This window comes from Streptomyces sp. 2P-4 (genome assembly GCF_030167965.1).
In the GTDB taxonomy this organism is placed as follows: domain Bacteria; phylum Actinomycetota; class Actinomycetes; order Streptomycetales; family Streptomycetaceae; genus Streptomyces; species Streptomyces globosus_A.
This window is the reverse complement of record NZ_CP095011.1, coordinates 3495695-3516431: the sequence shown is the minus strand read 5'-3', so window position 1 is coordinate 3516431 and position 20737 is coordinate 3495695. Positions and strand designations below refer to the sequence as shown.

16 protein-coding genes are annotated in these 20737 nt (G+C 72.9%); 3 read left to right on the top strand and 13 right to left on the bottom strand.

What is annotated here, in order from left to right; translation table 11 throughout:
- Nucleotides 1-70: 70 nt before the first annotated feature.
- From MUK52_RS15390 to MUK52_RS15380, 3 genes are read right to left on the bottom strand one after another with little or no spacing between them, the layout of a single operon-like run.
- Complete coding sequence (locus MUK52_RS15390) at nt 71-1141, bottom strand: hypothetical protein (protein ID WP_284577103.1); 1071 nt, start codon at nt 1139-1141, stop codon at nt 71-73.
- A gap of 34 nt (nt 1142-1175) precedes the next feature.
- On the bottom strand, nt 1176-3569 hold the full coding sequence (locus MUK52_RS15385; RefSeq protein ID WP_284577101.1) for a hypothetical protein: 2394 nt from the start codon (nt 3567-3569) through the stop codon (nt 1176-1178).
- 17 nt (nt 3570-3586) lie between these two features.
- Entirely contained in the window at nt 3587-4036 is a 450-nt protein-coding gene (locus MUK52_RS15380; protein WP_114053378.1) for a hypothetical protein, read from the bottom strand.
- A gap of 248 nt (nt 4037-4284) precedes the next feature.
- On the opposite strand from MUK52_RS15380, the gene MUK52_RS15375 reads away from it, so the two are divergent.
- Entirely contained in the window at nt 4285-5271 is a 987-nt protein-coding gene (locus MUK52_RS15375) for a pirin family protein (protein WP_284577099.1), read from the top strand.
- 161 nt (nt 5272-5432) lie between these two features.
- On the opposite strand, the gene MUK52_RS15370 is transcribed toward MUK52_RS15375, so the two are convergent.
- The 7 genes from MUK52_RS15370 to MUK52_RS15340 all read right to left on the bottom strand — a co-directional run bounded on the left by MUK52_RS15370 (nt 5433) and on the right by MUK52_RS15340 (nt 12366).
- The gene (locus MUK52_RS15370; protein WP_246042238.1) at nt 5433-6698 is read right to left on the bottom strand and encodes an ABC transporter permease; all 1266 of its coding nucleotides are present in this window, start codon (nt 6696-6698) and stop codon (nt 5433-5435) included.
- A complete protein-coding gene (locus MUK52_RS15365) occupies nt 6695-7411 on the bottom strand; it encodes an ABC transporter ATP-binding protein (RefSeq protein WP_284577097.1) in 717 nt (238 codons plus the stop codon). Before MUK52_RS15365 ends, MUK52_RS15370 begins: the two co-directional genes overlap by 4 nt.
- 11 nt (nt 7412-7422) lie before the next feature.
- Nucleotides 7423-9018: a peptidoglycan-binding protein gene (locus MUK52_RS15360; RefSeq protein WP_284577094.1), complete on the bottom strand. Its 1596-nt coding sequence runs from the start codon at nt 9016-9018 to the stop codon at nt 7423-7425.
- Between the two features lie 19 nt (nt 9019-9037).
- Nucleotides 9038-9514 carry a hypothetical protein gene (locus MUK52_RS15355; protein WP_284577092.1) on the bottom strand — a complete coding sequence of 159 codons (477 nt, stop codon included), beginning with the start codon at nt 9512-9514 and terminating at the stop codon, nt 9038-9040.
- A 65-nt stretch (nt 9515-9579) separates the two neighbouring features.
- Nucleotides 9580-10518: a hypothetical protein gene (locus tag MUK52_RS15350; RefSeq protein WP_284577090.1), complete on the bottom strand. Its 939-nt coding sequence runs from the start codon at nt 10516-10518 to the stop codon at nt 9580-9582.
- A 102-nt stretch (nt 10519-10620) separates the two neighbouring features.
- Complete coding sequence (locus MUK52_RS15345; RefSeq protein ID WP_114053384.1) at nt 10621-10926, bottom strand: hypothetical protein; 306 nt, start codon at nt 10924-10926, stop codon at nt 10621-10623.
- A gap of 333 nt (nt 10927-11259) precedes the next feature.
- Nucleotides 11260-12366, bottom strand: coding sequence for an AI-2E family transporter (locus MUK52_RS15340; RefSeq protein ID WP_284581710.1), 1107 nt, complete (start codon nt 12364-12366; stop codon nt 11260-11262).
- Nucleotides 12367-12531: 165 nt separating this feature from the next.
- Here MUK52_RS15340 and aspS point away from each other — a divergent pair, with 165 nt between their 5' ends.
- Nucleotides 12532-14337 (top strand): aspartate--tRNA ligase, encoded by a 1806-nt coding sequence (gene aspS, locus MUK52_RS15335; protein WP_114053385.1) that lies wholly within the window; start codon nt 12532-12534, stop codon nt 14335-14337.
- Nucleotides 14338-14454: 117 nt separating this feature from the next.
- Here the strand turns inward: aspS and MUK52_RS15330 are convergent, their stop codons facing one another.
- On the bottom strand, nt 14455-16014 hold the full coding sequence (locus MUK52_RS15330; RefSeq protein WP_350205492.1) for a VWA domain-containing protein: 1560 nt from the start codon (nt 16012-16014) through the stop codon (nt 14455-14457).
- A gap of 517 nt (nt 16015-16531) precedes the next feature.
- Between MUK52_RS15330 and MUK52_RS15325 the strand changes: the two genes are divergently transcribed.
- Nucleotides 16532-18631, top strand: coding sequence for a PhoX family protein (locus tag MUK52_RS15325; RefSeq protein ID WP_114053387.1), 2100 nt, complete (start codon nt 16532-16534; stop codon nt 18629-18631).
- Between the two features lie 80 nt (nt 18632-18711).
- Here the strand turns inward: MUK52_RS15325 and MUK52_RS15320 are convergent, their stop codons facing one another.
- Both MUK52_RS15320 and MUK52_RS15315 read right to left on the bottom strand, forming a co-directional pair.
- Nucleotides 18712-19974 (bottom strand): sensor histidine kinase, encoded by a 1263-nt coding sequence (locus MUK52_RS15320; RefSeq protein WP_284577085.1) that lies wholly within the window; start codon nt 19972-19974, stop codon nt 18712-18714.
- Nucleotides 19975-19988: 14 nt separating this feature from the next.
- Nucleotides 19989-20723, bottom strand: a complete 735-nt coding sequence (locus tag MUK52_RS15315) for a hypothetical protein (protein ID WP_246042240.1) — start codon at nt 20721-20723, stop codon at nt 19989-19991.
- Nucleotides 20724-20737 lie beyond the last annotated feature (14 nt).

Here is a 20737-nt window from a genome sequence, read left to right as displayed (position 1 = left end):
CGTCCCCTCTCCCTGCCGCCCCGCACCCACAGTCCGTTCCTCCGTCACACTTCCGCCTCGCAGCCGCCCGTCATCGCACCTTCACCGAGGGGCAGCCGTGTTGCTTCCCGGCGGCGTCGAGGAAGGACTGGAAGACATCCCCGGCGGCCGCGTCCGAGGGGTCCGAGAGATTGAGCTGCTTCAGATAGGACGGGTTCCAACGGACTCCCAGGAACAGGTCCTTGCCTCCGCACGCCAGGACGGCTCGGCTGGTTCCGTCCACCACTCCTGTGGCGCCCGGCAGTGCGCTGAAGCCGGTGCTTGTCCTGAGCTGCTCGTTGACGATGTTCGGGTCGAGGCTGGAACCGAACGACAACTGTGCCTCGGCCTGGCCGCCGGACTGGTACAGGTCACACGCCCAGGAGCCTGCCGGTGTACCGCTGGTGCGCTGCTCTTCGAGCTTGGCGCCGGCCTTGCCGACGGCGCTGTCCGGAAGTCGCAACCCGGGGATCCGGCAGACCGAATCGGCTGTGATCGCCTCCGGGTCCGTGGGCTGCCGGACCTTCGGTGCCTGCGGCGGAGCACCTGTGGAACACCCGGCAGCGGCGGCCACCTTCTGCGCCGTGTCCACGAGCAGGCCCGTGAGCTTCTGGGGATCGACTACGCCCTTTTTGAGTTCTGCCTGGACAACGGGGACCTTGTTCGGCACGGGGAGCAGCTTTCCGCCGCCCTGCACGACCGTGTTGACCTTGTCCCGGCACTTCTCCGGCAGCAGCACCCAGCCCCGGCTTCCCGAGACGGCCCCGGTGACTCCTTCCGTGAGGAAGGACATGCTGGAGGCGTTCTCCCACGCGGGCGACCGGAACGGGAAGTCCGGAGTGTAGACGGCGGTGTTCACCACCATCTCCAGCTCCTCGCCCCCTGTGATCACGCCGCCTCGCGCTACGGTGCAGCGGAACGAGGCGTCGCCGCCGGGGCCCTCGGGAGCGTCCGAGACACGGCCCCGGGTGTCGAGGACCGACGCGGCCCACTCACCCGCGACCTTCCCCGCACACAGGTCCGTGGCGGCGAACACGTTCGTGTCCGACCACAGGAACAGCCCGGAGAGGACTGACAGCCCCGCGCAGCCGGCGACGGCGGCCATCACCTTCTTGTTCTTCATTGCCTTGATCCTGCTTCCGGGCCGGGTTCCTGCTCTAGACCTTTGCTTTCAGAGCGTCGATGGTGTTCTCGCGACCAGAGGTGTAGCTCTGCTGGGCCTCGGTCTTCGCCACGCCCGTCACACTCTCGGACGCGGCGTTCGGCTGCTCCTTGTGCCAGTTCGTGAAGAAGGCGTCAAGCGCGTCCATGGCTGCCATGTTCTTGGAGGAGCGATCCTCGCGGGCGACCATGCCCTGCTCCGAGACGAACGCGTTGAGCCACTGGTTGACCCCGATGTCGACAGAGCGCTGAGCGATGTCGCCGATCACGGGGATCCCGGTGATCAGACCGCCTCCGACGTGGTAGCCGTAGAACCTCTTGTCGGTGGCCTCCGAGACCGCCGATTCGAGCTGGCCGATGCGGAGGTCTCCGCCCAGCGCGGTCATGCTGCCGAAGACTTCGCCGATCTTCGCCGCGCGAGGAGTGATGGCGTCTCCGTTGGGATACGTCTCGGAGGCGAGCTGCTCCGCCATGTATCCCAGTTGCGCCTGATAGAGCATGTTGAAGTTCTTGGGCTCCGCACCCTCGGGGATATCGGATACGCCCCGCATGAAGCGCAGGATGCTGGCCTGGCTGTTCTGGATCCGCGAGTCGTCTCCGTGGGCGTACTCGTCGTTCCTCCCGACGCGTCCGCCGGTGCCGTTGCCCGCCAGGATGTCCCCGGTGTCCTGCGTGTAGGAGACCAGCGCACGGGCCAGGGGATCCCGCATGTTGGCGTAGTCCTCCTTCGCGAGCAGCTCGCCGGCCTTGCCGGTGCGGTCCGACTTGCCCTCCTTGCCCTCCGGGTCGCCGTAGTCGAGGAGGTTGATCGTGTCGTGCATGATGCGGGCCTGGGCCTCGCTGTGCCGGCCGAGTTCCTCGCCCGGTGAGCCCGGCGTGCGGCCCGTCGTGGCGGCCTCGATGGCCAGGCCCAGGCCGGCGCGGACGTCCTTGTCGAGGGTGTCCTTGCCGGCGATCTCGATGTTGCCGCGCCAGTCGGCGGTGTTCACGATGTCCCAATCGCGGTCCGTCAGCAGGTAGTCCAGACGGTTCTTGCCGCCGTCGGCCGCCGGGTCGAGGTAGCCGGTCGCGGCCTCCGGGTTGCGGCTGATGATGCCCAGCGCGCCGTCGACGGGGTCGTTGGCGAACCAGCCGTCCTTCTTGCCCTCGAACCTGCCGTACAGGTCCCAGACGTCCTTGTCCTTCTTCTCCGCGGCGATCATCTGGTCGGTGAGGTCGCCGAGGAACTGCGGGGAGTAGCCGCTGCCCTGCTGCATGAGGGTGACGAGGCCCTGGTAGCCGCGGATCTCCTGGCCCTGGCCGCGCGTCATCGGGGCCTTGTCACCCGCGACGTCCAGTTCGAACTTGTCCAGGCCGGCCTTCTTCAGGTCGCCCATGAAGTCGTTGTAGAACTTCGCGTCGGAGCTCTTCGACCACTTCTCGTACGCCTCCCGGTACTCCTTGGAGCCGTAGGGAGGGTTCTTCTTCCCGTCCTCGAAGACCACCTGCGTGGCGTTGGAGACGGTGTTCGCCAGCATCTTGTTCGTGTCGCCGTACAGGCCCTTGCGGCCGGAGTCGCTGCCGTGCGCGCCGTTGTTGAGCGTGTTCGACAGCTTGATCGTTCCTTCGGCGCCGCCGATGGCCGTCACGAAGTCACGGCCGAAGTCGGTGTGGTGCTTGAAGGCGGTGTTGCCGTTGTCGCGCAGGATGCGGTTGAGGCTCTCGACATCGGCGTTCGAGACCTTCTCGCCGTTGTTGAGGCGGGTGGCGACGTCCTTGGCGTGCTCCAGCTCGTACTGCTCGATGTCGCTCTTCGCGCCCGCGTTGAAGCCGCTGCCCGTGGCGTCCTTGCCGCCGGGTACGCGGTCCTTGTTGCTGTCCTTGACGGCGCCGGCGAGGGCCATCTTCACGCCGGCGTCGGCGTCTTCGAAGGCCTTGACGTACTTCTTGATCTGGCCGGCCCAGTCGTTGGCCGCCTTGTTGTAGTCCGCGAGCAGCTTCTGGCCGTCGGGGTCGTGGACGTACGCGTAGCGTTCCTGGGCCGTCAGGTCGGGGCGGACGTTGCCCTCGTCGTCGACGGCCATCTTCGCCTTGCGGGCGTCCGCGACCACCGACTCCAGGCGCTGCTTCAGCTCCGTGAACTGCCCGTGGGCGTCCCGCAGCAGGTCCGCGATGGCCTTCGCCTGCGTCTGTGCGGCCCCGTACTCGTACTGCGTGCCCGCGAAGTTCGTGTGCGCGGTGCCCTGGGCTATGCCCTGCCAGGTGGTGTTGCCCTGCGCCAGCCCCTGCGTGGCGGCCGCGTAGGCCGACTCCGCCTTCTTGAAGTCGCTCGCCATGTCGTCCCAGGCCTTGGCCGCGGCGGTGAGCTTGTCGTACTGGGCCGACATGACCTTCTTGTACGTGAGTCCCATGCTCTACAGCTCCCCTGTCAGCGGTACGCCTCGACGCCGGGCTCCGGCGCGGGCTTCAGCAGCGGGCGGAAGCCGTTGTATATCTCGCTGTCCTGCCCCAGGAACATCCGCCGTGTGACGGCAAGGTTGTGGGACTCCGTGGCCAGGCGGCTCAGCAGGTTCTTGACCTGGTTGTCCCAGGTCGTCTCGACCGTCTTCAGGCCCGCCGCCGTGTCCCAGCCCGAGAAGGCGGTGATGGCGGAGGCCGTCTCCTCGTCGGCCTTCTTGGCGGCGGTCTCCGTCTGCGTCTTCACCTCGCCGCCGAGCTTTCCGGATGCGATCTTCTTCTTCGACTCGTCGCTGCCGAAGTCGGCCGAGCCGCCGCCTCCGCCGCCGTCCGGTGCGGCGAGCTGGTTCAGACGCATGGCGGGGTTCTGACGTGCCGCCGCCTCCGTGCGCAGTTGGGCCCATTCCTCGTCGAAACCCATCGTCTCCCCCGTGGTGTTTTCGAGATCGTGGTGTCGCCTTGGGCGTCAGTTCTATCAAGGTGTGCGGGTGTGAAGGGCGGGGCGGAGGCCACCGGAAGTGGATCGTGATCTTCACTCCACCCTGTGTTGGGTGCATGTCACGGAACGTGGGTCGCCGGTGCGGGAATGGCGGGCGGGGAGTCCGTGTTCTGGTGGGTGGCAGAAAGTTTTAGATTCAACTAAACTCGGTGCAGAAGGAGGTTCCGACCATGCCTGCAGTGACTGTGGAGAACCCGCTGACGCTTCCCCGCGTCGCCGAGCCGGGCCCGGAGGCCGCCGCCCGCAAGGTGCTGGCCGTCACGACCGCTCCCGGAGGCTTCGAGGGCGAGGGATTCCCGGTGCGCCGCGCGTTCGCCGGGATCAACTACCGCCACCTCGACCCGTTCATCATGATGGACCAGATGGGCGAGGTGGAGTACGCGCCGGGCGAGCCGAAGGGGACCCCCTGGCACCCGCACCGCGGCTTCGAGACGGTCACCTACCTGATCGACGGCACGTTCGTCCACCAGGACAGCAACGGCGGCGGCGGCGTCATCAACGGCGGCGACACCCAGTGGATGACCGCCGGCTCCGGCCTCCTGCACATCGAGGCCCCGCCGGAGTCCCTCGTCGTCAGCGGCGGGCTCTTCCACGGCCTCCAGCTGTGGGTGAACCTCCCGGCCTCCGACAAGATGATGCCCCCTCGCTACCAGGACATCGGCGGCGGCAAGGTCACCCTGCTGACCACCCCGGACGGCGGCGCCCTGCTGCGCGTCATCGCCGGCGAGCTGGACGGCCACAGCGGCCCGGGCATCACCCACACCCCCATCACGATGATCCACGCGACGGTCGCACCGGGCGCACAGCTCACCCTGCCGTGGCGCGAGGACTTCAATGCCCTCGCCTACGTCCTGGCCGGCCAGGGCAGCGTCGGCACCGACCGGCGCCCCGTCCACACCGGGCAGACCGCCGTCTTCGGCGACGGCGGCTCGCTGACCCTGCGCGCGGAGGCCTCCCAGGACTCCCGTACGCCGGCCCTGGACGTCGTCCTCCTGGGCGGGCGCCCCATCCGCGAGCCGATGGCGCACTACGGGCCGTTCGTCATGAACAGCCGGCAGGAGCTCCAGCAGGCCTTCGACGACTTCCAGGCCGGACGGCTGGGGACCATCCCCACCACGGCCCGGGAGCGCACCAGGACGGCGGAGCAGCACTCCTGACCCGCCGAGGTCCCCGATCCGGCCCAGCCCCCGTCCCCCGAGGGCCGGACCGCCCCCGGCCGGCCCGGTCCCGCCCCCCTGGACCGGGGCCGGCCGGGCTCTGCCCGGTCACAGGGCAATACAGCCAGTGCTGTGACCCGGTGAACCTTCCGGCCACAGCACTAGCGGCGCAGTGCCTCCGCCGGCTGGGTACGCGAGGCCCGCCACGCCGGGTAGAGGCCGGCCAGGATCCCCGTCACCAGGCCGATCAGCGGCGCCGCGGCCACCGTCGGCGGTGACATCACCGGCGTCCAGTCGCGCAGCGCCGACACCCCGACCACGGTCAGCGTGCCCAGCGTCGTCCCGACCAGCCCGCCCACCGCGCCCTGTGCGGCGGACTCGGCGAGGAACTGGGCGGTGATGTGCCGCCCGCGTGCCCCGAGCGCCCGCCGCAAACCGATCTCCCCCGTGCGCTCCAGCACCGCGACGAGCGTGGTGTTCGCGATCCCCACCGCGCCGATGACCAGGCAGATCGCCGCCAGCAGCAGGAACAGCTGGTCCAGGTCGGAGGTCACCCCCGAGCGCAGGCCCCGCGGATCCGGCGGCGGCTCCGCCGCCATCCACTCCGGATGGTCGGGGCGCAGCGCGAGCGGCAGCTCCGCGGCGACCTGCCGGGCCGCACCCAGCTGCGTCACCACCAGCATCCGGGCCCGCTGGGCGTTGTCGGGCGGCCCCCACAGCCGCTCGGCGGCCCCGCGCGGCACCATCACCGACAGCAGCAGGTCCGGTTTGCGCTCGGCGCCGTCCGCGATTCCGACCACGGTGAACGGGTGCCCGCCGACGAACACGGCTGGCCGGCTCTCCAGCGTCGTGATGCCCAGGCGGGCCGCCACTGCGCGGCCGACCACCGCGACCTGCTCCGCGCGCCCGTCGTGGAAGGAGTCGTACGCCCGCCCCGAGCCCAGCGTGAGCCCGGCAGCCCGCAGCATCCCCGGGGACGCGGCGACCACGGGGATGCGCTCGCCGGCCTCGCCCGCGACGGGCGCCGAGCGGACCGTCGCCGCCTCGCCGAGCGGCACCGGCCAGAACACCCCCGCAGCCACCACCCCGTTGAGGGCGCCGGCCCGGCCGTCCGCGTCGCGCGGGAAGGCGTTGGGGACCTGCAGGGCGAGCTGCGGGTCGGCGCCGCCCGCCGTGTCGCGGACGCCGACCTCGGTGGCCGTCAGCGCGTTGAACCGGCTGTCGATCTGCGAGGAGGCCGTGGCGGTCAGCCCGAGGATCGCCACGAACGTCCCGACGCCGAGGACCGTGCCCAGGCCGGTGAGCGCGGAGCGGGCCGGCCGCTGGAGCATCCCGGCGAGCGCCTCCGAGACCAGGTCCCGGGCCGACAGCCGGGACGGCGGGATGTCCGGAGCACCGCCGGACCCGCGGCGCCGGGGGAACCTCACGGCGCGGCCTCCTCGGTCAGGATCCCGTCCCGGATGGCGACGGTCCGCGCGCCGCGCGCCGCCACCTGCGGGTCGTGCGTGATGACGAGCAGGGTCAGCCCGTCCCCGTGCAGCTCGTCCAGCAGCGCCAGCACCGACGCGGCCGTCACCGTGTCCAGGTTCCCGGTGGGCTCGTCGCACAGCAGCAGCGACGGCTCCGCGACCAGCGCGCGGGCGACGGCGACGCGCTGCCGCTCGCCGCCCGACATGCGGCTGGGCAGGTGCCCGGTGCGGTGGCCGAGCCCGACGCGCTCCAGCGCCGTACGGGCCCGGGCGGCGCGCTGCCCGCGCGGGACCCCGTTGTAGACCATCGCGAGCAGGACGTTCTCCAGGGCGCTGCGGTGCGGCAGCAGGTGGAAGGACTGGAAGACGAAGCCGATGCGCTGCCCGCGCAGGGCAGTGCGGTCCCGGTCGGGCAGCGTGCCGGTGTCGATGCCGTCGAGGAGGTACCGTCCGGCGGTCGGCGCGTCGATGAGCCCGGCGACGTTCAGGAACGTCGACTTGCCCGAGCCGGAGGGGCCGACGACGGTGACGTACTCGCCGCGCCGCACTGTCAGCCGGCACGGCCGCAGCGCCTCGACGGGCGGAGGGCCCGGATAGGTGAGGCCGACGCCCTCGAAGCGGACGACCGGCGGCGCATCCGCGGCCGGCCCGCCCGCGGGGGTGCCGTTCACGGCGGTCCCCCTCACGGTGTGGCCCGCGCGACCAGGACGCGGTCCCCGTCGGCGAGCGCGCCGCCGCCGACCGGCTCGACCTGCACCATGCCGTCGGCGGACATCCCGGCCCGGACCTCCACGCGGCGCCGTGCGGCGGTGTCGGCGGGATCCGCGCCGAGCACCGTGACCGTGGTCCGGCCGTCCGCGCCCGCCGACACCGCCGAGAGCGGGACGACGAGGACCGGCTCGCCGGAGGAGGCCGCCGTCACGGTGAGCCGGACGCCCTGGCCGGCGAGGCGGGCGTCGAGCGCCTTGTCGGGGGTGACCGTCAGGGCGTACCCGCCGGGATCCGGGGCGCCGCCCGGTGCGCCGTCCGCGCCGCCGCCCGGCTGGGCCGCCCCCGGGCCCGCGCCGCCGGGGCCGCCGGCCGCCGGGGCGGGGGCGTCGGCGACGGAGGCGACCGTGCCGGCGGCGGTCAGTCCGGTGGCCTCCGACAGGACCTCCACCTTCATGCCCGGCTTGACCAGCTCCCGCTGGTGCGCCGGGAGCGAGGAGCGGATCACCGGTGCGCCGGCCGACACGACCAGCAGCCCCTCGGGGACGGGCTCGCCGACCGCGGCCCGCACTGCGTCGACCCGCGCGGGAAAGCCCTTGAGGAAGACCAGCTCGTCGGCCGGGACCATCGGGCCCGCCGCCGCGCGGGCCGCCTCCAGCCGCCCGGCGGCCTTGGCGAGGTCGGCCTGCGCGAACGCCAGCTGCTGCTGAGCCTCGGCGGTGTCCGCACCGCCGACCTCCTTTGCCTTCGCCAGGGCCGTCTTGGCCGTCATGACCTGCCGTTTCGCGGCGTCGACGGCGTCCTCCGCCGCCTGGATCCGCTCCGTGTCGCCCGGGTCGGCCGGCCGGGGCGTGTAGCCGAGCGCGGTGTAGAGGGCGGTGACGGCGGCCTTGGTGCCGGGGCCGTACGTCCCCGACGGGTCCTTGCCGGTGGAGTGGCCGAGCGCCCTGAGGCCGGCCTGGAGCTGGCCCACGTCCTTGCCGGTCGCTCCCGGCTTGAGGTCCCGGTACACGGGCAGGGCTCCGGCCAGCGCGAACACCGGCCGTCCCGACACCTCGACCAGCACCTCGCCGGCCTGTACGGCGGCCCCCGGCTGTTTGGCGACCCGGGTCACGACGGGCTTGCCGCCCCCGCCCGCGGCCGCCGCGGCCCCCGCGCCCGGCGAGAGCGCCACCACCTGCTCGGCGGCGACCGTGCCACGGACGACGACGGAGGAGGTGAGCACACGGCGCTCCACGCGGTCGGACAGGACGGAGGGCGGCGGCGGTGCCGCATCGGCGGCTACCTGGGCGGGGGAGCGGATGGACGCGCCGAGCGCGACCCCGGCCCCGGTCAGCAGGACGGCACCGGCGACGACCCAGGCCAGCATCCGCCGGCGCCGCCGCAGCGACCCGCCGTCGCCGTCGCCGCTTCCGGCACCGGCACCGCCGGCACCGGCACCGCCGGCACCGGCGCTGCCCGGGGCGGAGCCCCCGCCGGGCGGCCCCTCCGCCTCGGCTCCGGTCTCCCGCTCTGCGCCCGCCTCCCGCTCCGTGTCCGTGTCTGCCGTCGGCGGCTGTTGATGTTTCACGTGAAACCCGGTCTCCCGCTCAGCAGTTCTCGCCGATCACCCGGAGCGAAGCCACCCGCCACGGGCCGCCCTCCCCCTCCCGCTTGAGGGTGAAGGCGCCCAGCTGCGTCGGCTTGTCCTCCAGCTGGTCGACCGGCCGGCCGGTCCGCGCGTCGTGGATCAGCCAGCGGTCGAGGTCGATGCAGTCGTGCAGCACCAGCTGCCCCGGCCCGGCGTCGGAAACGCCCTCCACGCGGTGCCCCACCTCGCCCAGCAGCACCTGCCCGGCCGTACGGGAGTGCGCGAGGTTCTCCCGCAGCTCCGCCAGCTGGGTTCCCGTGGCTACCCGTTCGAGCGCCGGATCCGCGGGGTCGGGCGTGCGGTTCGCCGTGAGCCAGGCCGCCCAGTACGCGTCGTACGCCTGCCGGACCTCCGGGTCCGGGTTCCGCAGCCCGGCCTCGGCGGACGGGCGGCCGTCCGCCGAGGCGGAGGATTCAGGGGAGGTGCAACCGGTCACGGCGGCCAGTGCCAATGCCGCACAGGCGGCGGCCCCGGCGGCGGCCCCGCCCGCGCCGCGGAGCCTCACGCCCCGCCGCCCGCGAGGACCTTCTCGGCGAACCGGACCTGCTCGCCGAGGTGCTTCTTCTCCTGGTCCAGGTCCTGCTTCCGCTTCTCCACGAGCTGCGTCTGGTAGGCGGCCAGGACCGCGGTCCAGGTGTCCGACAGCTTCGTCCGCTGCTTGCACGACACGTCCGTGGTCGCCGCCGTGATCTCCTCGGAGGTGACGGGCCCGGTCCACCGGGTGCCCTCCATCTGCTGGAGCTCCCACGGCGTCTTCACCTGGAACCCCGCCTCGCGCATGCACCCGCTCCACTCGGTCACGGCCGCCGTGACCCGGCTGTCACCCCGGGCCCGGTCCGCGGCCTGCCGGGCGAGCTCGTCGACCAGGCCGTTCCCGGCCGGGGCCCCGGCGGGCCCCGTGGTACTGCGCGGGTACAGCTTGCGGGCCGCCTCGCCCGCGCAGCCGCCCTCCGGGGCGCCCGGGTGCGCGGGGGCCCCGTCCTGCGGGCCGAACAGGGCGGCCGTCTCGCTCGGATCGCGCTTCTGCGCCGCGCCCGCCTCCCGGTCGGGCAGCCCGCCGGACCGGTACCCGTGCTTCTTGGCCGCCTCGGCGTCGACCAGCCCGATCCCGCTGGTGGTGCGCCGGGCGCCCGCGCCGGCCGTGACGTACGTGTCCGTGTTCTTGAACGAGGCGAAGCCGATGCGGTGCATACAGGCCTCCGTCAGGATGTCCTGCGCCTGCTGGAGGACCTTCTGCTGGCTCGTGTCGAACCCGTACGCATCCAGCGGGAGTGGCGCGTTCGCCGGGTCGGGCTGCGGGGTGATCTTCACCGCGGGTTCGCCCCGGTCCCCGGCCGCGCCGCCGGGCCGCGCGGGTTCGGAGGTGCAGCCGCCCAGTGCCGCGGCCGCCGCCAGGGCGGCGGCCGTCAGCAGGAGCGGCCGTCGGCGTGCAGGGAGCACGATCAGCCTTTCGGTGGTGGGCCGGTGGTCGTACACTGCGCGGCACACCCGGGGCCGGGACCGATTCCAGCGGCCCCGGCCCCGGGTGGATCCGCGTACCGGTCAGCAGTGGCCGGAGGCCCACTTCGTCAGCAGGGTCATGGAGCTGAAGCCCGTGACCCCGGTGTTGTTGTTGCGGTGCTTGTCCCACCACTTGTTGCCGTTGATCACGGTGCCGGCCTTGTAGCAGATCGGCGTGATCGTGTGGCTCGGGTAGCCGAGGCCGAGGACCGACGAGCTGGTGGTGGAGTTGGAGCGGATACGCACCCCGTTCTCGGTGTAGTCGCCGGCGTGGGCGACGGTGACCGTTCCCAGGGCGATCGTGGCGGCGGAGAGCGCCACCGCGGTGAACCTTGCTGCCTTGCGCACGCTGTCTCCTCTTCTGAGCGGACACGTCGTGGTGCAGCCGAGAGGAGAAGTCGGCACCGCCCGCAGCGGCATGCGCCGTGCTGGTCCCCCCGGTCCGGTCAACGACGATGGCACGAAGACGAATCGCGTACCAGGGGGTTGCGGGCGAGGCGGCCGGACCGGCTCGAATCCTCCCTTTACACGACGGGTCCGGCCTCCAAGGGCCCTACAGATCATTTCGGGCGTTTGCGCAGGAGGGCACGGCAGCGCGCAACCGGTGCCCTCGGGTCCGCCGCTTTCGGACGATCAGGGACCGGTTCGGGGTTGTCCGGAAAACACCGCTACTCCAATGGCCTAATCCGCCGCCGGCACCGGTGGACCCGCCGGCTCCGCAGCCGCTGCCGCGGCGGCGGCCGGGGCTGCGAGTGCGTACCGCGCCCGCAGCTCGGAGAGCACGCCGAACGCCGCCGCCGTCAGCGGCACCGCCAGCAGCATGCCGAGGATCCCCGCGACGCCCGCGCCCGCCGTGATGGCGAGCATGACCACCGCCGGGTGCATCTGCACGGTCCGGCTCTGGATCACCGGCTGCAGGACGTGCCCCTCCAGCACCTGCACGGCGAGGACGACGCCGACCGCCCACAGCCCGACGATCCAGCCCCGCTCGGCGAACGCGACGAGCACGGCGACCGTGCCGGAGATGAACGCCCCCAGGTAGGGGATGTACGCGCCGACGAACACGAGCGCGCCGAGCCCGACCGCTCCGGGAACCTGCAGCACCAGCAGGCCCGCGGTGATGCACAGGGCGTCGATGAGCGCGATGAACGTGGTTCCGCGCATGAAGCCCTCGACCGCCCCGAAGGCGCGGCGGGCCATCGCCTCGACGGTGTCGCCGGACGCGCTCGGCGCGAGCGAGCGCAGCGTCCCCACGGCCCGGTCGGAGTCCCGCAGGAAGAAGAAGATCAGCAGCAGTGCGAGGACGGCGGTGGCGAGCATGGAGGTGACGGCGCCGATACCGGCGATCACACCGGACGCGGCGGTCCCGCCGAACTTCGCCAGCAGCCCCTTCGCGTTCGCGGCCAGGTCCTCCAGCGAGGTGCCGGCGGCCCCGAAGTGCGGGGCGAGGTCCTGCCCGGCGCGCCGCAGCGAGCCGGCGATCTGGTCGCCGGTGTCGATCAGGGCGGCGACCACCACGTACGTCGCCCCGCCGACCACCGCGGTCACGGCGAGGCAGGTCAGCGCCGCGGCGAGGGAGCGGTTGACGCCCATCCGGACGAGCCGCCGGTGCATCGGGCCCAGCAGGGCCGTGCCGAGCAGGGCGAGCAGGACGGGGGTGACGGCCGTCTTGAAGACGGTGCACAGCCACACGCCGACCGCGGCCACACCGGTGACCAGCAGGACGACGGCGCACCAGGCGGCGAGGCGGCGCACCGGCTCGGGCAGGAGGGAGGGCGAAGGGCTCAGCACCCGGTCATCCAACCACGGGCCCGCCGCGATCGTCTTTGCCGCTCATCGGACCGGTGTGCCCGTCCGGGCGGGGCGGGCGGGCGCGCCAGCGCGGGTCCCGGCCCGGACGGTAACCTTGTCAGGGTTGAATCCACCCTGGTATCGCGAAGAACTGGATGACTGATGCATCGGTACAGGTCCCACACCTGCGGCGAGCTCCGCGCCTCTGACGTCAACACCGACGTCCGGCTCAGTGGCTGGCTGCACAATCGTCGAGACCTGGGCGGCATCCTCTTCATCGATCTGCGCGACCACCACGGCATCACGCAGCTCGTCGCCCGCCCCGGCACCCCGGCCGCCGAGGCGCTGGACAAGCTCTCCAAGGAGACCGTCGTCCGCGTCGACGGCAAGGTCGTCTCCCGCGGCGCCGAGAACGTCAACCCCGACCTGCCCACCGGCGAGATCGAGATCGAGGCCGCCGAGGTCGAGGTGCTGGGCGCGGCCGGCCCGCTGCCCTTCACCATCAACACCGACGACGGTGTGAACGAGGAGCGGCGCCTGGAGTACCGCTTCCTGGACCTGCGCCGCGAGCGCATGCACCGCAACATCATGCTGCGCTCCGCGGTGATCGCCGCGATGCGGCAGAAGATGACGGCGCTCGGCTTCAACGAGATGGCCACCCCGATCCTGACCGCGACGTCCCCCGAGGGCGCGCGCGACTTCGTGGTGCCGTCCCGCCTGAACCCCGGCAAGTTCTACGCGCTGCCGCAGGCGCCGCAGCAGTTCAAGCAGCTGCTGATGATCTCCGGCTTCGACCGCTACTTCCAGATCGCGCCCTGCTTCCGCGACGAGGACGCCCGCGCCGACCGCTCGCCGGGCGAGTTCTACCAGCTCGACGTGGAGATGTCCTTCGTCGAGCAGGAGGACGTCTTCCAGCCGATCGAGAAGCTGATGACCGAGCTCTTCGAGGAGTTCGGCAACGGCCGCCACGTCACCTCCCCGTTCCCGCGGATCCCGTTCCGCGAGTCGATGCTCAAGTACGGCAGCGACAAGCCGGACCTCCGGGCCGCGCTGGAGCTCGTCGACATCACCGACGTCTTCGCGAACTCCGAGTTCAAGGCGTTCGCCGGCAAGCACGTCCGCGCCCTGCCGGTCCCGGACACCGCCGCGCAGCCCCGCAAGTTCTTCGACGGCCTCGGCGACTTCGCCGTCTCGCTCGGTGCGAAGGGCCTGGCCTGGGTGCGCGTCGGCGAGGACGGCTCGCTGACCGGCCCGATCGCCAAGTTCCTCACCGAGGAGAACGTCAAGGTCCTCACCGAGCGCCTGGGCCTGGCCCCCGGCCACGCCGTGTTCTTCGGCGCCGGCGAGTTCGACGAGGTCTCCAAGATCATGGGCCCGGTCCGCGTCGAGGCCGCCAAGCGCGCCGGCCACTTCGAGGAGGACGTCTTCCGGTTCTGCTGGATCGTCGACTTCCCGATGTTCGAGCGGGACGAGGAGACGGGCAGGATCGACTTCTCGCACAACCCGTTCTCCATGCCCCAGGGCGGCATGAAGGACCTGGAGGAGAAGGACCCGCTCGACATCCTGGCCTGGCAGTACGACATCGTCTGCAACGGCATCGAGCTGTCCTCCGGCGCCATCCGCAACCACGAGCCCGAGGTCATGCTGAAGGCCTTCGAGATCGCGGGCTACGAGGCGGAGACCGTCGAGCGCGAGTTCGCCGGCATGCTGCGCGCGTTCCGCCTCGGCGCCCCGCCGCACGGCGGCATCGCCCCGGGCGTCGACCGCATCGTCATGCTCCTCGCGGACGAGCCGAACATCCGCGAGACCATCGCGTTCCCGCTGAACGGCAACGCGCAGGACCTGATGATGGGCGCGCCGACGGTGCTGGAGGAGTCCCGCCTGCGCGAGCTGAACATCGCGCTGCGCAAGCCGGTGGAGACGAAGACCTCCGAGCCGGTCGAGAAGGCCGTCAAGCAGCACCAGTAAGCCGTCGGCCGCGGCGGCTGCGGCCGCCGCGGCCGACGGACGGCGAAGGCGCCCCCGCCCCGGATCTCTCCGGGGCGGGGGCGCCTTCGTGTCGGTGCGAGGCGGGGGCGCGGCCGCTCAGAAGTGCTCCAGAACGCCCTTGAGCAGGGCGGCGGAGGTGAGCTCGCGGGGGGCGGGGCCGGCGTGGAAGAAGCCGGTGTTCGCGCCGTCCAGCCTGCGCAGGAAGTCGAAGGCCTTGTTGTCGTGGTCGCCGAACGCGACGAACTGCCAGTGGACCTCCGGTGCCGCCTCGGCCGCGTCCGCGAGCGCCTGCTTCGCGGGCTGGCGGCTGTCGGGGGCGCCGTCCGTCTGGAACACGACGAGGGCCGGGCCCGCGCCGCCGTCCTCGCGGTACCGCTTCAGGACCTGCTCCACGGCGACGTGGTAGCTGGTGCGGCCCATGCGGCCCAGCTCGCCGTTGCGGGCCTCCGCCCAGGAGGCGTCGTGGGTGTCGAGGGCCAGGTCGGCGGTGCCGTCCACCTCCGTGGAGAAGAAGACGGTGTGCACGGTCGCCTCGGTGTCGAGGTGCGCGGCGAGCGCCAGCGCGTGGTCGGCGAGGTGCTGGGCGCTGCCGTCCTTGTAGAACGGGCGCATGGAGCCGGAGCGGTCCAGGACCAGGTACACCTTGGCGCGCGCCCCGGTACGGCCCTTGCCGCGGAGCACCTGCCCGGCGGCCTTGTAGGCGGCGGCCACCTCGGGGGCCCGCTTCCGCACGACGGCAGCCGCGACGGCAGGCCCCTCCGTGACGGGCTCGGCCGCGGCCGCGGGCTCGGGCTCCGGCTCTTTGGCGGGTGCGGCTTCGGTGGCGGCGGAGACGGGCTCGGCCTCGGGCTCCGCTGCGGCTTCGGGCTCGGCCTCCGCCGTGGCGGGCTCGGGCTCCGGTTCGGCGGCGGGCTCCGGCTCGGCCTCGGCCTTCGCCGCGGCTTCGGGCTCGTCCTCCGCAACGGCAGGCGCAGGCTCGGGCGCGGCGGCGGGCTCGGGCTCCGCCTCGGCCAGGGCCCTTTCGGGTGAGGGCTCGGCTTCGGCCGTGGCGGGCTCGGGCTGCGCCTCGGGCTCGGCGAGGACCTCGGCTTCCGCGGTCGCGGCAGCTGCGGGCTCCGCCTCCGTCTGCGCCGCGGGTGCGGTCTCGGCAGCGGCCTCGGGCCCGGCCGCGGCGGCCTCCCCGGTCGCGGCCTGGGGCTCGGCTGCGGCTGTGGCCTCGGGCTGCGGCTGCGGCGCTGCGGCTTCGGCGGCCTGCTCCGCGGCCTCGGCCTCCGGCTGGGCGGGGGCTGCGGCAGCGGCGGCGGGCTCCGCCGCCTCGGGCGCCGGCTGGGCCGCGGCTTCGGGGGCCGGTGCGGGCTCCGCGGCAGCGGCAGCGGTGTCGGACTGCGGCGGCTGGGAGGGGGAAAGGGGGCGGCGGGCCTCGGGGACGGTCGGGTCCGCTGCCGTCGCGGTCAGTACGGCGGCGCCCGCTTCGCGGTCGCGCGGCGCGGACTGCGGCGGGACGGTCGGGTTATCGAAGGACGCCGCGACGAGCTCGGCCGCCGCGTCCAGCGGGTTGCGATCCGCCTGGTTCGGCACGCCAGGCGAAGAGGTGGTGGAGGTGGCCTCGGTCGTCTCCGGAACCGGCTCGGCGGACCGTCCGAAAACCTTGCGCAACAAGCTCCGAATACCCATGGGCCAGGCCTTTCGCATGAGTGCGTGCGTCTTTTGTCCGTGCTGCGCGGTTGATCCCTGCCCAGAGTGGACACGTAAGGTTATCGGCCCCTCGGCTGGAACGTCGGCAGGGTCACCCTTCGTGGCGCCCGGCCCGTTCCGTCCGTTTTCGGCCTTCTCCCACATCTCCTGTTTGTTCCGGTCCCCACGGGGAATTGCCCCCGCGGACCGCGCTGACCGGCACCGTATCGCGTCCCTCCGTTTCACTGAAGCGGCGCCGTACGAGCCGAATTGGGAGTTTTTGCGTCAGGTGTCGGGTGGCTTCCGCTCGCCGCCGGAAGTGGCCGAAAGACGGAGGCCTCCACCCGGCCCGCCCGCTTTGAACGTGAACTCCCGCTCCGACGTGCCCGGTTCACCGCGCGTTCATCCCGCGGCCGCCGTATCGGCGCGGGCCCGCCCTAGCGTCACCGCTGGATCCGGCCGACTTTCCGTCGGCCCGTGCAGCTACGGAGGATTTCTCGTGCGCAAGCTCCTGCCGCTCATCGGCACCCCGCACGGGGGCGGCCGTTCCGCCCTCACCTGCCGCTACCGCTGCGGTGATGCCTGCTTCCACGAGGTTCCCAACACGAGCGGCAACGAGTACGTCGGCGATGTCATCGCCCGCGCCTACTCGCGCCGCTCCATGCTGCGCACCGCCGCCGTCGTCACCGTCGCCACCGCCGCCGGCACCGCTGCGGCGGTCGGCGGCAGCGGGTCCCCCGCGAACGCCGCCCCCGTGGCGGACGCGCTCGCCGCCGGCGGCGCTGGCGACGCCGCGGGGGCGCGCGGCCTGCGCTTCACGCCCGTCGCGCCGAACACACACGACCGGGTCACCGTCCCCGCCGGCTATGAGCAGCACGTCGTCATCCGCTGGGGCGACCCCATAGTCAAGGGCGCCCCCGCCTTCCACCCGGACCGGCAGACCGCCGCCGCCCAGGCAGGCCAGTTCGGCTACAACAACGACTTCCTCGCCCTGCTCCCGCTCGGCAGCCGCTACGAGCGCCGGCAGCTCCTCGTGGCCAACCACGAGTACACCGACGAGCAGCTGATGTTCCGGGGCTACGACCCGGAGAACCCGACCCGCGAGCAGGTCGAGATCGCCTGGGCCGCGCACGGCCTCGGCGTGGTCGTCGTCCAGGAGGACCACCGCAGCGGCAGGCTGACCGCCGTCAACCGCCACCCGCTCAACCGCCGCCTCACCGCGACGAGCGAGTTCCGCCTCTCCGGGCCCGCCGCCGGCAGCGACCTGGTGAAGACCTCCGCCGACCCCTCCGGCACCCGGGTCCTCGGCACGCTGAACAACTGCTCCGGCGGTACCACCCCGTGGGGCACGACCCTGCACGGCGAGGAGAACTTCAACCAGTACTTCGCCAACGCCGGGAAGGTCACCGACCCCGTCCAGGCCGCCCGCCTCAAGCGCTACGGTGTGACCTCCGGCGCGTCCGAGCGCAAGTGGGAGCGGTTCGACAAGCGCTTCGACGTGCTCCAGGAGCCCAACGAGCCGAACCGCTTCGGCTACGTCGTCGAGCTCGACCCGTACGACCCGCACTCCGTGCCGCGCAAGCGCACCGCCCTGGGCCGCTTCAAGCACGAGGGCGCGGAGCCCCGGCTCACCGAGGACGGCCGCCCGGTCGTCTACAGCGGCGACGACGAGCGCTTCGACTACTTCTACAAGTTCGTCTCCTCGAAGCGGATGATGAAGGGCGACTCCCGGGCGGCGAAGGAGCACAACCTGACCCTGCTCGACGAGGGCACCCTCTACGTGGCCAAGCTGACCGGCGACTCCCCGGCCGCGGAGTTCGACGGCACCGGCAAACTGCCCGCCGACGGCGCCTTCGACGGGTCCGGCACCTGGATCAAGCTGGCCACCGCCTCGCCGTCCGGGAACGTCTCGCACGTCGAGGGCATGACCGCGGAGGAGGTGTTCGTCTTCACGCGGCAGGCCGCCGACAAGGCGGGCGCCACCAAGATGGACCGGCCCGAGGACATCCAGCCCTCGCCGCGCACCGGCCGCGTGTACCTGGCGCTGACCAACAACTCCGACCGCGGCAAGCCCGGCAAGCCGGGCGTGGACGAGGCCAACCCGCGCAACATCAACAAGCACGGCCAGATCCTCGAATTCGCCGAGAACTTCGACGACCCGGCGGGCGACGGATTCGCCTGGCGGCTGTTCCTGGTCGCCGGCGACCCGAACGACCCCTCGACGTACTTCGCGGGCTTCCCGAAGGACAAGGTCAGCCCGATCTCGTGCCCGGACAACGTGGCCTTCGACCCGCACGGCAACCTGTGGATCTCCACGGACGGCAACCAGCTCGGCTCCCACGACGGCCTCTTCGGTGTCGCGACGGCCGGCCCGCGCCGCGGCGAGCTGAAGCAGTTCCTGACGGTGCCGCGCGGCGCCGAGACCTGCGGCCCGCTGGTGCAGGACAAGCGGATCCTGGTCGCCGTGCAGCACCCGGGCGAGGTTGACGGCGCGTCCGTGGAGAAGCCGGCGTCGGCGTGGCCCGACGGGCCCGGGAAGCTGGTCCGGCCTGCCGTGGTGGCCGTGTGGCGCAAGGACGGCAAGAACATCGGCGTCTGATCCGGCCGGATCCGCCGGACGGGTGGCCGGCCGGCTGCGGGGTGTGTTTCACGTGAAACACACCCCGCAAGCCGTGTCCGTCACTCCCCGGTCAGCCGCCCGACGGGCAGGCGGAGGGTGGTCACCGCGCCCCCGTCGGGCGCGTTCGAGAACGCGATGCCGATCCCCAGGACGGCCGCCTGCCCGACGGCGATGGTCAGTCCCAGCCCGTGCCCCCGCCCGCGGCCCGGGTCGCCCGTGCGGAACCGCTGCGGCCCGTGCTCGATGAGCCGGCCCGGGTACCCGGGCCCGTGGTCCCGTACGGTCACGACCGGGCCCTCCACGCTCACCTCGATCGGCGGCGCCCCGTGCTTGTCGGCGTTGACGAGCAGGTTCGCCAGGATCCGGTCCAGGCGCCGCCGGTCGGTGACCACCTGTGCGTCCCGCACGACGCGGACCGAGGCGTCCGACCGGGCCGCGGCGACGGCCCGGCGCACCGCGTGGCCCAGCTCGATGCGGGCCAGGTCGGCGTGCTCGACGCCCGAGTCCAGGCGGGAGACCTCCAGCAGGTCCTCGGTGAGCCGGTGCAGCGCGTTCAGCCGGTCGTTGATCATCTCCTTGGGCCGGCCGTCGGGCAGCAGGGAGGCCGCGGCGATCGAGCCGGTCAGCGGGGTGCGCAGGTCGTGGGCGACGTCCGCGGTGAACCGCCGCTCCGCCTCCAGGCGGTCCTGCAGCGACTGCGCCATCGAGTTCAGCGCCTGGGCGACGTCCCGGACCTCGTCGCGGTGGCGGGGCCGCTGCTCCGCCCCGTCCTCCCGCGCGGTCGGGAAGTCGACGCGGGCGTCCAGGTCGCCGGCGCTGATCCGGCGGGCGACGGCCGCGGTGGCCGTCAGCCGCCTGCTGATCCGGTCGGCGAGGAACAGTCCGGCCAGGGCCACCACGCCGGCGGCGACCGCGGAGGCGGCGAGGATCGCGGTGTCCAGGTCGCGCAGCCGGGAGCGCGTGCCGCCGTACGGGACCCAGACGGCGAGGGCCTTGCCGTCGGCGGGCCCGGCAGCCCACATGACGGGCTTCCCGGCGTGCGCGCCGACCATGCTGCCCGTCCTGCCGCGGGCCACGAGCCTGCGCAGCGGCGGGGGCAGCCCGGGCGGGTCCAGGGCGGCGTTCACGTCGCCGTGTGCGGAGCCGTACTGGTACAGGACGAGCGCGTGGTCCAAGGCCATCCCGGCCTCCTTGCGGACCTCGCCGACGACCTGCCGGGCGACCACGTCGTGCACGAGGATGCCGAGCACGGCGGCGACCGCGCAGCACACCGCGGTGGTGGTCAGGGCGATCTTCCAGCGCAGGCTGCCCGCCCTCCGCATGCCGGCCCGGCCCCTCAGCCCCGGACCGCCGCGCACGGGACGGAGCCGGTCTTGAGCGTGGGGCACTCGTCGAGGGTCAGCTCGGTGAGGTTCATGATCCCCGCGTCCGGGTCCCACACGTAGTCGGAGACGGACACCTTCTCGGGGTTGGAGGTGGGCTCGCGGACCGCCAGGTGCTCGGCCGCCACCTCGACGCCCTCCAGGACGCCGCGCCGGGACAGGATCCGGGTGATCGAGCCGTCGTCGCGGACGGTGTAGACGCGCAGTTCGCTGACCCGGCCGTCGACGTCCAGGGCGGTGATCAGCTCGTCGCGGCCGTCGCCGGTCACGTCGTGCAGCACGGGCGGCCGCACCGGGCAGAACGGTCCGCCGTCCACAGCCTGTGTACAGAGCGCGAGCCGCTGCACGGCCCGGGGGTCGACGAGGCGGCCGGTGCCGCCGTCCTGTTCGGCGGCGGCCGTGATGTCGGCCCGCACGATGTCCAGCGCGTCCACGGACCGGACGTCCAGGCCGGCGGCCTTGGGCAGGCCCGGGACGACGGCCGCGGCGCCGGGCTGCTGGCCCGGGTCGGGCGGGTCCGGGTGGATGTCCCTCCACAGGGTCTGCGGGGCGTGGACGGTGCCGAGGTCGCCGTCGTCCCGCAGTCCCTCCACGTCGGCGCAGCCCGCCGCGGCCGCCGGGGCGGCGGCGAGCAGCAGGGCGGCCGCGGCGCGGCGGCGCCCGCCGCGGTGCCGGGGAAGGGGGCTCATGTCCCGATGCTCCC